7 protein-coding genes are annotated in these 15,931 nt (G+C 33.2%); 1 reads left to right on the top strand and 6 read right to left on the bottom strand.

Features of this window, described 5'->3' with window-relative positions; translation table 11 throughout:
* Nucleotides 1-42: 42 nt before the first annotated feature.
* The 6 genes from AAFN75_RS00415 to AAFN75_RS00440 form a co-directional block, all read right to left on the bottom strand.
* The gene (locus AAFN75_RS00415; protein WP_411807745.1) at nt 43-732 is read right to left on the bottom strand and encodes an NUDIX hydrolase; all 690 of its coding nucleotides are present in this window, start codon (nt 730-732) and stop codon (nt 43-45) included.
* A 293-nt stretch (nt 733-1,025) separates the two neighbouring features.
* Nucleotides 1,026-1,676 carry a T9SS type A sorting domain-containing protein gene (locus AAFN75_RS00420; RefSeq protein ID WP_411807746.1) on the bottom strand — a complete coding sequence of 217 codons (651 nt, stop codon included), beginning with the start codon at nt 1,674-1,676 and terminating at the stop codon, nt 1,026-1,028.
* A gap of 206 nt (nt 1,677-1,882) precedes the next feature.
* Entirely contained in the window at nt 1,883-4,363 is a 2,481-nt protein-coding gene (locus AAFN75_RS00425) for a T9SS type A sorting domain-containing protein (RefSeq protein ID WP_411807747.1), read from the bottom strand.
* Between the two features lie 183 nt (nt 4,364-4,546).
* Nucleotides 4,547-6,175, bottom strand: coding sequence for a T9SS type A sorting domain-containing protein (locus tag AAFN75_RS00430; RefSeq protein ID WP_411807748.1), 1,629 nt, complete (start codon nt 6,173-6,175; stop codon nt 4,547-4,549).
* A 372-nt stretch (nt 6,176-6,547) separates the two neighbouring features.
* Nucleotides 6,548-8,731 (bottom strand): T9SS type A sorting domain-containing protein, encoded by a 2,184-nt coding sequence (locus AAFN75_RS00435; protein WP_411807749.1) that lies wholly within the window; start codon nt 8,729-8,731, stop codon nt 6,548-6,550.
* Between the two features lie 788 nt (nt 8,732-9,519).
* Complete coding sequence (locus AAFN75_RS00440) at nt 9,520-13,284, bottom strand: glycoside hydrolase family 2 TIM barrel-domain containing protein (protein ID WP_411807750.1); 3,765 nt, start codon at nt 13,282-13,284, stop codon at nt 9,520-9,522.
* Nucleotides 13,285-13,547: 263 nt separating this feature from the next.
* Between AAFN75_RS00440 and AAFN75_RS00445 the strand changes: the two genes are divergently transcribed.
* On the top strand, nt 13,548-15,911 hold the full coding sequence (locus tag AAFN75_RS00445; RefSeq protein ID WP_411807751.1) for a glycoside hydrolase family 3 N-terminal domain-containing protein: 2,364 nt from the start codon (nt 13,548-13,550) through the stop codon (nt 15,909-15,911).
* Nucleotides 15,912-15,931: the final 20 nt, after the last annotated feature.

The following is a 15,931-nucleotide window of genomic DNA, read 5'->3' on the forward strand; positions in this document are numbered from 1 at the left end:
GGCTAAGTAGATATTTATGCTGTAAGAGTTTTAAGGACAAAATTAGATTTTAAAAACAAAACCTTCCTTAAGCTTGGCATTATATTTTTCTGGATCGAATTGATACAAATAAGAACCTTTTTTAGAAGACTCCATGTCCTTTTCGTTCAATTTTACTAATATTTTTAAGCCATTTATTTTACTTGTAAAATTTCGTTTATCTAATTTTTCATTCAATATAGACTCATAAAGGTTTTGCAGTTGCAACATGGTAAACTTATCTGGTAACAACTCAAAACCAATGGGCTTTGTTTTTGTTCTATATTTTAATCTAGATACCGCATGTTCAACCATGCTATTATGGTCAAAAATTAAGTTTGGAGCATCTTTTAAACTAAACCACTTTGAGGTTTCAAAACCATTTGGCTTAATGCTATGTGTTGCGATATCAATAAGCGCATAATATGCCACCGAAATTGTACGTTCTGCAGGATCTCTATCTACTTTACTGAAACTATAGAGTTGCTCCATATAAATGTTATCTAACCCTGTAAGGTGGTTTAAAATACGTATGGCTGCTTTATCTAAATTTTCTTCCTTTTTTAAAAAGCCACCAATTAAAGACCATTTTCCTTTTTCTGGCTCAAAGTTTCGCTTTACTAGTAATATTTTAAGATCATCACCATCAAAACCAAAGATTATACAATCTACTGCTAGTAATACTTTATCCTCCTTACTGTAATTGTTTAACATATAAAAAATTTAACTCCAATATAAACTCCTATTATTCAAAGTCTCAAATATCATAAAAATAAGTGTAAAATCCACATATATATTTAAATAATACATAATTAATATCGATAATTCTCCCATATAAATTAAAGGAAATTTACTGATAACCTATACTAAAATTATAACTAAACTTGGAATACGGTAACTTTTAGTGTGGATTATCATGGTTCTAAAATAATTTTTGTTGCATAATTAAAACAAAAAAGTCGTTTATAATTAAATAAACGACTTTACCCACTTAACTAAATGTGCTATTAATTCTTTATTAGTCTTTTGGTTTCTTGAATATCTCCAGAGGAAATACGCACTAGATACATACCTTTACTTAAATTTTCGGTATTAACTGTACCTCTATTGTTAGAAATAGTAGCATTTTTTATGTCTTTAATTTTTTGACCAGTAATTGTAAATAGCTCAACATCTACTGATTGACTCGTGTTAGACTCAAATTGATATGAAAATGAATCTGAAAATGGATTAGGATAAACTGATAAGTTACTTAAATTTGTTTCTAAATCACTAGTTCCTAATGTAGTAACTACATCTGTACCATAGTAATAATCTTGAGTTAAACCAGCCCACGACATTTCCATCAATTGTAATTCTAAAATATAGTCGTCTGCAACGTCACCTGGAACAGGAACACTTAATGAAATAGTACCTGAATCAGCAGTTACCGTTGTATTACCATAAGTTACCCCGGCAGGCCCCCAAGCAGGTGTATTAAATTTAACTTGAATACGAGCTTCTGTTATAGCCGGATCTTTTGTGTAAGTTATTATAAAATCGTAGGTAGAATTTGCGACAACCTCCGTAGGTTGGTTATCGATAGTAGCGGCATTCTGTGCTCCCAAACCTAAAGATAATAGAGTCGCGATAAATAATAAGTGTAATTTTGTTTTCATAGTTTTTGTTTTTGTTTATTAATGTTAATCTACCAGTTAAATGACTTTAATTTAGTGCGTGTTTTCTTTAATAACTGCAGATAATAATTAAAATCACTTAAATTTAAGTGTAATATACACATTTAAATTGAATTTCAATACTAATAAAAATAAAAAATCGCCTAAATGTAAATTTAGACGACCTTTAACTTTTATTTGATTTTTTTTTAATTCTTAATCAACCTTCTAGTTTCTTGAACATTACCTGCAGTAATACGAACAAGGTACATACCCTTGCTTAATTTTCCTGTATACACAGTTCCACTATTACCGTAAGAGGTTGTGTTAGTATTTATTTTTCTTCCATCAATAGAAAATACATCCACACTTAATGGTTCACTTAATTGAGCATCCAACTTGTAGTTGAATGAATCTGAAAATGGATTAGGATAAATTGATAAATTTTTAAGTTTAGAATCAAAATCATCCGTACTTAATGTTTCTACTAAATCTGGAATGGTATAATCGTTAAATGTAAATCTACCATGACCACTAGGAATCATTATACCTTCAGAGTCTAAATTTTCTGATTGTCCAACCACAGTCCATTCTAATCCATTAATTAGCCAATCGTTATTAATTGCAACTTGTCCTTGCGACCCTGTGTAAGCCGCTTCTTTAGCTATTAAATTATCCATGATATTTTTCATATCGATAGTAGATGTTATCACATCTGTAGTATAATCTGCTCTTGGATCTTCCTGCACTATAGCATCTGGCACTAAGTTATAAGAAGCCACCTCTCCTAAAGAGCCTGGTAAGGTTCTTAAAATTTGATACGTTAAGCCATTATTGGCAGTAAACTCGCCAATGTTTCTAAACCTACCTTCTTCGTTATCGTATTTAACTCTAGAGTTTCCTCCATTATCAAAGGCATGAACAATTACATCAATTCTATTACCCGACATATCTCCAGTTTCGGTAACCCAAGCCGTCATATTCACTTGACCTTTACCTCCACTTCCTGCACTCCACTGCCCTTCTAAAGTACATTCTAACGGAAAGTCTATATCTTTTAAAGCTGTTGGGTATCCTCTATCTGTAAAAAAATCTTTATCCTCATGCCATGAGAATTTTTGAATTTTAATATCAAATTCTCTATGTCCTTGAGCATAAGTATTCTGATTTTCAAATTCAATCCATGAAGGTGTACCAAAAGCACCAAACTTCATTTTTAACGGGCCTTCCCATCCATTAGCTATGTAATAGTTAGTGTAATAGCCATTACCTAAATCTTCAGAAAAAAGGTTGTTTTGAGTACCATCGCCTACAAAAGGTTGCCCTCTATAAGTAATTGTTCCGTCTCCCTCACCTACTAATAAATAAGGAATTTCTGGTATTGAAATTGGATCCCAAGACGTACCGCCTTCAAATAACAAGGCTTGTATACGGTTTGTTGCACCAGGAAAACCAGCATCAACAACTAAATCTAGTGTAACGGTATCATTACCTGCTGGTAACTCTATCCAAACATCTCCAATTTTTTTACCACTTGCAGGGTCTTCTTTATCGCGAACCTCAACTAATATTTTACTGGTTTGCAGTAAATTGTATTTTACATCTACCTGTCTTAGTGTTCCGTTATTAATAGGATCTGTTGATGTATTAACTATTTCTAATGTATTTTCTCCAGTTGGTATATATTCTTCTACGGTAATTCCAGCAAGATCATAAGTATCTAACTCTGCCCAACCTTTAGTATAAAGTTGTGCTTGTAAGCTATAGTTAGTGCCGGCAGTTTCAGGAGATAGTACACTTACTGTAACGGTTCCTTCGGATTCTGCTACTTCCTGAAAGGCTTGTTCTAAATTACCAGATGGCCCTTTAAAGCGTATTAATGCATAGGCTGCAGGTTCATCTGTAACGTAGCTTAAATCATAATCTATCATGCGGCCAGCAAAAACTGTAGTTTCCGGATCGCTAATTGTAATTGAATTTGCAGGTGCTATTGCTTCTTCAACCGTAATTCCTGGTACGCTAAATGAGGCTATTGCCGCCCCCCAATTTGATGGATGGAAAAGTAATATTCTATACTCATAATCAGTACCTTCTGGCACCTCGATTTCAACACTATGGATTGCTGTTCCTGAAGCTGTATTTAAAGTTATAGATCCTGTATCTGACAATTGCGTTCCCGATGCATCATGAATTCTTATAAATGCATATAACGGAGCTGCCATATCTGATGCATAATCAAAGGTAATATCAACAAAAGAATCTGCATTTACTGTAGTTGGGTAATTAGTTAGCTCTATATAATTTGCTGCTGCCGTTAGAGTTACACCATTATAATCTACACTAGCTAAAGTTTCTGAATAACCTGAATTAAACAACTGTGCCTGAAAGCTATAAGAATTATCTAGAGGTAGAACCTCCCCATTAAACGAACGAGGTATTTCAAGTGATACCGTTAGAGTACCAGAACCTGCAGCCAAATCATAAACAGGGCTTGCCGTAACATTTCCATCTGCATTTTTAAACCTTATAAATGCATGACCAACTTCTGCTAAAGTATAATCAAAGGTAATATCAACATGTGTATTTGCTTCTACAGAAGGTTGAGGACTGATAATAGCAATAGAATTCTGTGCTTGTAATGACAATGACATTAGTATTGCACTAAATAGTAATAGTACTTTTACTTTCATAATTTTTCTTTTTTTTTTATAATTAGTATTTAAAAAAGCAGTTAACATTTAACATAAAATGACTCCTCTTAATCTAATTAAGTGTAATATACACATTTATTTGAAACTAATATGGTTTTTAACAAAAAGTTCGTCTAAATACCAATTTAGACGAACTTTTAATATAAAATACTAATAAAATAACTAATTTTTAATAAGCTTTCTAGTACCTTGTAACTCTCCAGAAGTAATACGAACTAGATACAAACCTCTACTTAACTGACTTGTATTTACAGTTCCAATATTACCGTAAGATCTATTTTCACTTGTTACTGTTTTAATTTTTCTACCGTCAATTGTGTAAATTTCAACACTAGCCGGATCGCTTACATTGTCATCAAATTTATAAGAAAATGAATCGTTAAATGGATTAGGATAAACAGATAGATTTTTAAATTTTGATTTAAAATCTTCTGCACTTAATGACGTAGCAGCCACTATCCCTCTATAGGTTTTCTCGTACATAACAGCACTTGTTACATCTAAAAGCTGCACATTAAAGCTATAATCTTCAGCTTCAGTTTCTGGAATTGTAATACTCATTGCTATATCTCCAGAAGCCCCCATTGCTTGACCATATTCCGCAACCAATTCATTGCCAGCACCATCTAAAATTCTTAGCACTACAAAAAGATCTTCAGCTATATCTTTAGTATAGCTAACTGTAATATCCTGTTCTGAACTAATCAATACAGGGTTTGGTACACTATTTATAGCAACTGTATTTGCTGGTGCCGCCTCTAAAGAAACACCTTCGAAATTCTCGGATAGTACATGACTATAACCTGCATCAACGTCAAAAATCTGCGCTTGATAAAGGTAACCTAGGCCTAAAGGTAATGGCGAACCATCCTTATCGGTAGGAATTGGTAGTGGTAATGTTAAAGTTCCTGAACCAGCTGATACTATTTGATTAACATTTGTTATACCTTCGGCAAATAAATCGTCTTTAAAACGTATAAATATATGTGCATTAGCAACATCTGTAACGTAGTTAAACGTAATATTAGCATCTGAACCTGCAGCAACTATAGTAGGTGGACCTACCCACTCTATAGAGTTTGCTGGTGCTACCGCTTCTTCTACAGTAATACCAGGAACATTATCTGTAGCTAAAGCTGAACCCCAATTTGATGGATGAAACAGTAATATTCTATACTCGTAATCCGTACCTATAGGAACTTCTATTTCTACACTATGAGTTACTGTTCCTGAAGCTGTACTTAAAGCAATAGCACCAGTATCTGATAATTGTGTACCTGAAGCATCGTGTACTCTAATAAACGCATATAATGTCGGTTCCTTATCTGAAGCATAATCAAAAGTAATATCAACATAAGACCCTTCGTTTACCGTAGTAGGATAAGTTGTTAACTCTATATAATTTGCTGCAGCTGTTAACGTAACGCCATTATAATCTACACTAGCTAAAGTTGCCGAATAATTTGAATTAAACAACTGTGCTTGATAGCTATAAGAATTATCTAGAGGTAATTCTTCTCCATTAAACGAACGAGGTATTTCAAGTGATACAGTTAAAGTACCAGAACCTGCAGGCAAATCATAAACAGGGCTTGCCGTAACATTTCCATCTGCATTTTTAAACCTTATAAATGCATGACCAACTTCTGCTAAAGTATAATCAAAGGTAATATCAACATACGTGTTGCCTTCTACGGAAGCTGGAGGGTTAACAATCGCTATTGAATTCTGTGCTTGCAATGACAATGACATTAGTATTGCAGTAAATAGTAATAGTATTTTTGTTTTCATAATTTTTGTTTGTTTTAAATTAGTAATTAGTTTTTCTTTTCAATTAATATATTCATAGGCACTATTTTTTTTAAACAATCTTTTTATTTGTTAAATATACACTTTTTTATTTAAATGTAACTTACACACTTAAAAAAAAGTGTAAATTATTCTTATAATTATGCGTGAATTAATTTTTTTTTAGCTAAAGCTAAGTTTTTTATAAATATAAATACTGATAAAAACACAATTTAACACACCTGCTAGCCTAAATAATGACAATAATCAAAATTTTAAATCCTTTACCTACAAAACTATGTTTGCAAGACTATTTTACATGAAAAAAGCCGCTTAAACTTAATTAAGCGACTTTTTTTTTTGAATAGAAAATTTTTATTTTTTGATTAATTTCTTTGTTTTAATGGAACCCCCAGAGCTAATTCTAAGTACATACATACCTCTGCTTAAATGGCTTGTATTAAATGTTATACTATTAGAGTTTTTGTTGGTGTTGGTCTCTGCTTTCACTCTTCTTCCGTCTATTGAAAATAACTCTAAGCTAACAGCGTCTTTAAATTCTGAGTTATATCTATAAGTAAATGAATCTGAAAAAGGGTTTGGATATACCATTTCTTCCAAATCGATAGTCTCCTCTTTAGTCGCTTTTGTTGGACCAGCTGGTTTAGAAGATGAAGCATTTAAATCTGGAATAGTATAAGAAGTTAAAGTTAGTTTAGCCTTACTGTCTTGTATAACCGCTCCTCCTACCGTATCTCCAGACGAACCAATATATGTCCACTCTAAACCATGAATATACCATTGGTTAGTTAAAACAGGTATATCACTATTAGCATCAACCACAATTAACTTCTGTAAAATATCTTTCATGCTTATTGATACTGAAAAAGGTGTTGTACTAAAAGTTGTTTGCCAAATACCAGCTCTAGGGTTGTTAGTTGGAACTATATTATAGGTTGCTTCCTCACCATATCCACCTGTATTTCTTTTTAACACATGATATGTAATACCTCCACTGGTAATATTAGCCAATGGCTCTAAATTATCATTAGGATCTGCCGCATACTTTTGCGCTAAATTTCCAGAATTATCCCAAGTATGTACAATAATATCCGACCTTTTAAACGTATTGTCTATAGATCCTGATTTATCGTATAACCATGCGGTCATGTTTAAAAATGTACGACCTTCACTGTTAGGTCCCCATTGTCCTGTTGCCGTACAGGTTACATTATTAGATAGAGAAGCTATTTTAGTTGGATAACCACGGTCTACATTATCTTTATCATTATGCCAAGAAAATTTTTGAATTTTAATATCAAATTCCGAATGACTATAAGGCCCTCCTGAAGAACCATTATTATCCCACTCTACCCAAGATGCTTGTTCGGCAGGTCCAAATTTAGCCGTAATATCACCTTGCCAATTTTCGTTAACAAACCAGTTGCTATAATAACCATTGCCTAAAGCCTCCGCAAATTTTTCGTTTTGCCAACGCCCATTTTCATAACCTATTTGTCCTCTATAGGTAATAACACCATCGCCTTTATTAAGCTGTTGCGTTGGAATATTTTGTACTGAAACCAACGATCCAGAAGTGTTATACATAAGTACTCGAAGAAGATTTACAGCTGCTGGATTACCGTTATTAATTACTAAGTTAATTGGCACAGTGCCACTACCTGCAGAAGTTATGTTTGTTGACGCTTTTCCAATGATGATATCATTAGGTCCTACTTCATGGTTGTCACGTACTTCAACCTCTATTTTACCTGCTTGAAGCGCACTATATTGTACGTTTACTGTTCTAATAGTTCCGTTATTAATAGGATCTGCAGGGGTGTTAACAATTGCGAGTGTATTATTACCTCCCGGCGGTGTACCTGTTGTAACTGTAACGCCAGCAATCTCGCTGGCTCTTCCGCCCCAACCTTCTAATAGTTGTGCGTGAATTTCATAATTTGTACCAGCCGAACCAGGTGCTTGTACCGTTAAAGGTAAGGTTCCTGAATTGGCAGTAATAGAAGATATAATGTCGAAGTTTAGTTGACTATTTGTATTGGTGTCTTGAAATTTCACTAATAACTTAGCGGTTGGAAAGTCTTTCGTATAACTTACATTAAAAGTGATTACATCATTAGCCGTAACTGAAGTGGGACGATTTAAAATAGTTACACTATTTGCTTGTGGTGGTGCCCCTGTTACTACTGATACTGCGCCGTTATCATCGGCTCTTCCAGACCAGTTTTCTAACAACTGTGCTCTAATTTCATAATTAGTACCAATTGTTGATGGTGCTAAAACTGTAAAATTTAAAGTTCCTGAATTAGCGGTTATACCAGAGATAATATCAAATTCTAATTGGCTATTGGTATTAGTGTCATGGAATTTAACCATAATTCTTGCCGTAGAAAAACTCTTAGTGTAATTGACGGTGAAATCAATGGAATCTCCTGCTACTACGGAGGTTGGTCGGTTTAATAATGTAATACTATTTTGAGCTTGAATAGCCATTGAAAAAAGTATTCCAAAGAATATTAATAAGTATTTAGTTTTCATAAGTTTGTTTTACTATTTAAATATTAAATTAATTTTAATTCTTCATTTTTCATTTTATTCTTTTTTGTTTACGCTTTATTTTATCATAGGCATATTATGTTTTTAGGGTTAATATTATGGTGTCATTACATTTAAATTGACACCTTGGTTTTAAAAGGATTAAATCATTTAGAGAATTAGTTTACTTTAACTTACTGAATAAAAGTGTAAAAATAACACTTAAAAAAAGACAAGTAAATATCCCTTATTCATTATTAAACAACCAATGAATACTATTCTAGTATTTTAATAAAATTTATAAAAGCTTACTATTTAAACTACGGTATGTAATACATATGTAAATTCATTTTTCTTAGGGTTTATGATTTTTACTGGTAACGGTATAAAAACAATTCTAATTCACATTTTAAACTAGATTCGTTTTTAGTGCTAGTTATTGCTACTAATTATATTGTTAAACTAAAGAAACAATAAATATGGAATTATAAATAAACCTAAAAAAAAGTTCTTTGATTCTTTATAAAACACATGACCTAACTACTTAACATTGTTAAATATAGAAAAAAAATATTAAAAAGTGTAGTTTTTACATTAAATATTCAACAGGGAATATCGACGACCTGTTTATGCTAGTAAAATCAACATATTAACGTGTAATCTTTATCTGAGCATAAAAAATCCTGTTGTAGAAATAAGGTTAAAAAAGTAAAAGGGTCTACTTAGTAAAATATTACGCAGTAAACCCTTAAGTAAATTGAGAGAGAGTATTTAAAAAATGGTTGGTCTCATTAATTTTTAAACGGTTTTATATGAAAGGTAAACTCATAAGCTTTAGGAAGTACTCTATACCCGTTTAATATAGAAATAGCTGTCCCTCCTACTCCAGAGGTTTTGTGATCTAAGTTTAAGGTTACATAATCGACATCCTTTAATTGACGTTGGTAGTAAGATCGAGTCATATTATCCGTATCATACATTTGTGAACTTGTATTAAAAGTTTCATTGCTATTAATTAATAATCCAAATCCACTATTATCGCTAATAGAAGTCCAATACACATCGGTTTTATTACCATAGTCTTGCGGAATAATGTAGGGTACATAGTCGTCTTTTACCGTAGTTTCGTAACTTCCAAATTTTGCTCCAGTTTTTCTGTCTGGGTAGGTTTCATAAGGTCCTCTTCCATACCATTTTATATTTTGAAACGCATCGGGCAATTGCAGTTGTAGTCCTATTTTAGGGATCCAATGCGTAAACTCACCTTCTGTCGATGCAGTTGTTTTTATGCTTATCTCACCTTCATTTGAAATGGTATAATTAAATATATTAAAGAAACCAGTAGCAGCATTATTAATGTGATTTGTTGTAGCCAATATAGCCACTTTTAAACCGACACTAGTTTTGTTTTTAATAATCTCCATGGTTTCAACCTCATGATCTAGATTGTTTAAACCTAAGGCATACCATCCGTTTGCAATGTTCTGCCCCATGCCATCTTGTTCATGTCCTATTTTAGTAGTAAATGTTCCCCAAGCATCCAACTCGTTTGCAAGTGGAGCACGCCAAATATTAAATTTAGGTCCTTGTTTTAAATATTCTTTCTCTTTAAAAATTAAAGACGACAGCAATCCATTTTCTTTACTAAATGTATATGTAAAATCGGCACCTTTAAATACTATATTATCTGCGTTTTCTTCTACAGACACTCCTTGGCTTTCTGTTGTTTCAGATTTCTTTTCTATAAATGGAAATTCAAATTGTTCCCAAGCTACTTCAAAGCCTTTCTTCTCCCATGTATTATCTTCAGCAAGTGCAAAACTTAACTCTAAAACATAATGTGTTGCTTCCTTGAAGTGGCTTGTTTTGTAGGGAATATTAAATAATTTCTTTTGTAAAGGATCTAGTTCTATTTTTAAGGCTCCAGACTCCACTTCTTCTCCATTAGCTTTTAACGCCCAACGCGCTTTTAAACTATTTAAATTGGAAAAAGAATAACGGTTAAAAATTTCTACATCTCCTGCTTCTAAATTAACAACCTTAATTTCGACAGGTTGTGGCGATTTTTTTAATTGCCATAATTCGGGCTGTACACTTCTATCCGGCCATACCAAACCATAAGTTCTTCCTGGCAAACCTATGCTGTAATAGTGAGATTCATCTGTTTCAGATTCAAAATCTAACCAAAGTGCTGCTTCCTTTTTAAGCGACTCGGTGTTACTTTTTAAATCTTCAACAGAAATTACTTTATTGAAAATTCTAACATTATCGATGGTTGTATGTGTTAGATATCCCAAATGATTATCTATAATTTCGGCCGACTTTCCAACATTAACAGGGTAAGGACCATTAATTATTTTACCTGTAGCAGCTTTTGAAGCCACCTCTACGCCGTTTATATAAAGCTTTAAGTTTTCGCCATCGTAAATACCAGACACTTGATGCCAATTACCTAACCAGTTACTTGGAAGATTGGCTTCCAAAACAAATTTATTATTGGTATGAATGTAGAATTGAATTTTAGTATCGCTCGATTGTAAAATACCATATTGATAATTCCCTTTAGTAATAAAATATGCGTCACCATTATATTGCTCTGGCTTTACCCAAAAGGACAAGGTTAGTTTATCATCTGAAATATCTAAAGCTGTATCTCTATATACTTCCAACCAGTCGTCGTGTCCACTTAAATAAAGTGCTTTACCAAACTTACCATCCTTAAGTAATGCCTTATTCATTAAGGAAGCTGTTACCATATTAGGCGAAGCATCTGGCGTTGTGCGCCATCTAGAATCAATTCCTGGGCTTACCCAATCCCAAATGGCGCCACCTGTAAGGCGTGGATATTTATAAATAACATCCCAGTACTCGTCTAATCCGCCTAGTGCATTTCCTGCCACCGATAAATACTCATCCATAAAGGATGGTCTAGGGTCGTCGCCCAATGCAAAACGTTTTTTAAGAGTAAATGGTGTTACATAACGCGGACCAACAATATCTTCGCATTTAATTGGGTTCGTTTTAGGGTCTTCATCGCTATTACCGCCATACATCCATGCCGGACGACTTGGGTCTATTTGTTTTCCTTCGGTAATTAGTGCACAAATATTATCTCCTGGGCCACTTTCGTTACCTGCACTCCAAATTACTACCGAGGCATGGTTTCTATCGCGATATACCATTTTTCGCATACGGTCCAAGTATTGTTCCTTCCACTCCGGTCTACTAGATAAATAAATATTGCTATGCGCTTCATCACCAGTTTCATCAATAATATACATTCCTAATTCATCGGCTAAATCTAAATACTCCACATTTGGTGGGTAATGACTCGTTCTAACACAATTAACATTAAACTGCTTCATTAAAATTAAATCTTTGAGCATGGTCTCTACATCCATTGCATGACCTGTTTGTGGATGCATCATATGGCTATTTACAGCATTTAATTTTACCGGCATTCCATTAACATAAATGGCTTTATTTTTTACTTCAACCTCTCTAAAACCTGTTTTATGACTAAAAGCTTCTATAACTTTATTATTACTATCTATAAGCTCCAAGGTTACGGTATATAAATTAGGATGCTCTGCAGACCATTTTTTAGGATTAGAGATTAAAAATGAACCTGAGAATTTTTGAGCACCATTACCTGTTTTGTTTTCTTTATAAACAGTTAAAGTTTCAGATAAAATTTCCTTCTTGTTATCGTTAAATAAACGTGCACGAATAGCATGATTAGTAATATTTTCGTTATTAAAATTAGTTACAAAGGCTTCAATATTTAAAGTAGCATCTTTATAAATTTCATCTAAATCTGTTGTTATAAAATAATCATTTACATGAGTTTTTGGAGTAGACATGATATATACATCTCTAAAAATACCGGCAAGTCGCCAGGTATCTTGATCTTCTAAATAAGAACCATCACTATAATGAAGTACTTTTACAGCTATACTATTTTTACCATTTTTTAAATATGGTGTAATATCGTATTCTGCAGGTTCCATAGCGCCTTGATTATACCCTACTTTTTGTCCATTTACCCAAACATAAGATGCCGATTGAACACCTTCAAAACGCAAAAAATGTTGCTTTTCTTTCCAGTTTTTAGGCAATGTAAACGTTCTGTAATAAGATCCAATAGGATTAAATTCTTTTGGTACTAAAGGCGGTTTTGACGCATACGGCTGACCAATATTTCTGAACATAGCGTACCCAAACCCTTCCATTTCCCAATTTGAAGGCACTTTTATATTATCCCATTTTTTATGGTTATAATTATCCTTATAAAAGTCTGCTGGTGCTTTTTCTAAATTTTCTGAAAAGTTAAATTTCCAAACGCCATTAAGGTTGGTAAAATTTGAAGATGATTTTTTATCTACACTTAAAGCTTCCTTTAAAGTATTAAAAGGCATTAAATTAGTATGTGGTAATACTTGGTTAATTTGAAATATTTCTGGGTTCTCCCAATCATTTTGAGGTTGCGCAAAACTAAAATTGCTAACTAAGCAAAGGCAAAAAAAGAAAACTGAGGCGCTATATAATTTAGTCATATTATTCGTTTTTATAATTCAAATTTTTCAAATCGGGAAATGAATATCTGAATCATCACTTTTAAAATCAGGTAAATTAATTAATCTTTTTAAAGGAAAAATGTATTCTTATTTCCTATATTTACCAAATATAGTGTATTTTATACACTTTATATTTGAAAGTTAAAAAAAAAGATTTTAGAGAGGTGTTTAGTGCTTATTTTAAAGCCCGTAACACCTGTAAAAACCGACTAAAACCTCGATAATTAAATTTAAAAACTCCTATGAATACTAAAACAACAATTGTAGCAGTAGCAAGTTATTTTTTAATACTTGCATCCTGTAGTGCTCAAAAAAATAAGACAAAAAACCTACCTTATAAAAATAGCACATTACCGGTGGAAGTTCGTGTAAATGATCTTTTGGGACGCATGACACTTGATGAAAAAATTTCGCAAATGAATATGCTAAGCCTAAAGCATATAAAATATGACGACAAAGGCAATATTAGCGAAAAAACATTAGACTCTTTATTTAAAGGTGGTAGTATTGGTACGCTTGAAAGTCCTTTTATTGGAGTAGATATAATTTCTAAATTATCTGAAGCAAGCGATAATTATTTACGAAACAACACAAGGTTAGGTATACCTGCCATACAAATAGCGGAATGTTTACATGGTCAGTTGGCGTTTGGAGCTACTATTTTTCCACAAACCATAGGACAAGGAAGCACTTGGAATCCAGAGTTAATAAAAAAAATGGGAGCTACTATAGCACAAGAGGCAAGTCTGTCTGGTGTAGATCAAGCTTTATCTCCAATTTTCGATTTATCTAGAGATCCAAGATTTGGTAGAGCCGAAGAAACCTTTGGTGAAGACCCATATTTAGTAGCCGAAATGGGAAAAGCATTTGTTATAGGCATGCAAGGCGATCCTGAAGTTACAAAAACACACATACCAGATGGTAAATTAATGTGTACTGCAAAGCATTATGTAGCCTATAGTACTCCTATTGCTGGTATTAATCTTGGACCAAATAATATAGGCCCAAGAGAATTAAGAGATTTGCACTTATATCCTTTTCAAAAAGTGATACAAGAAGCTAATATATACTCCTTAATGCCTGCCTATAATGAGGTTAATGGTATACCAATGCACTCCAACACTTATTTAATGAAGGATGTTTTAAGAAACGAACTTGGGTTTACAGGTTATGTGTTTTCAGATTACGAGGCCATTGCCATGCTTAATTATTTTCATAAAATTACAGAAGATGCAGCCGCAACTGCTATTAGCGCCATTGAAGCTGGTGTAGACCTTGAAGCTCCTAAGAGTTTTGCGTATTCAGAATTAGCCAATTTAGTAAAAACAGGACAAGTAGATATTAAACTTATAGACCAAGCCGTTAGCAATATACTAACCGTTAAATTTAAAACTGGTTTATTTGATAAACCCTACAAAGCCCCCAAAAAAGTTTCTGATCTTATCCATACCGAAGAAGCTGTAAATCTTGCTAGAGAAATAGCCGAAGAATCTATTATACTACTTAAAAACGAAAACAGCTTATTACCATTAAATGCAAATACCTTAAAGTCTATTGCTGTTGTTGGCCCAAATGCGCATCAAGTACAGTATGGTGATTATAGCTATACAAAAGATAATGCTTCTGGAATAACTATACTAGATGGTATAGAACAATACGCAAACAATACCATAGAAGTAAATTATGCTAAAGGGTGCGACATTGTTGGTGATGATAAAAGCCAAATTCAAGCTGCGGTTGAAGCTGCAGAAAAAAGCGACGTTGTTGTTTTAGTTATTGGTGGTACAAGTAGTGTTTTATCTGGAATTGGTTGGGGCCAAGATATACCAGGCGACTACCCTACTTCTGGCGAAGGTTTTGACAGAACAACGTTAACACCTCCAGGTGTACAGCCAGAACTAATAGAAGCTATTTATAAAACAGGAAAACCAATTGTACTAGTAATGGTGCATGGAAGAGCCTATTCTATTGCTTGGGAAAAAGACCATATACCAGCAATTGTTGAAGCTTGGTACCCAGGAGAACAAGGCGGAACTGCTGTTGCTAAAGTATTATTTGGCGATGTAAACCCATCTGGAAAACTTACAGTAAGTGTGCCTAAAAGTGTTGGCCATGTTCCTGTATTTTATAACCATAAGCCATCTGGTAGAGGATTTTATAGAAATCCAGGTAGCCCAGAAAAACCAGGAAGAGATTATGTATTTTCTTCACCTGATCCATTATTTCCTTTCGGACATGGTTTAAGTTATACGCAGTTTGAATATTCCGATTTACAAGTGCAAGACACAAAGTTAGATATGAACGGCAACTTAAACCTATCTATACAGCTTAAAAACACAGGTAAAGTAACGGGTAAAGAGGTTGTTCAGGTTTATTTTAACGACAAAATTAGTTCGGTTTCTACTCCTGTAAAAGTTTTAAAAGAGTTTAAAAAAGTAGAATTAAAACCTTCTGAAACCACTACAATTAATTTTACCATTCCTATTAATGAATTTGGTTTATGGGACAAAGACCTAAAGTATGTAGTTGAACCAGGACAGTTTGAAATTATGATTGGTAGTTCTGCTGAAGATATTAGACTTAACAAAACCATTACCATTAAGTAATGCCATTTAAAAACTAGAAA

Source organism: Algibacter sp. AS12 (assembly GCF_046736315.1).
GTDB classification, from domain to species: Bacteria; Bacteroidota; Bacteroidia; order Flavobacteriales; family Flavobacteriaceae; genus Algibacter_B; species Algibacter_B amylolyticus.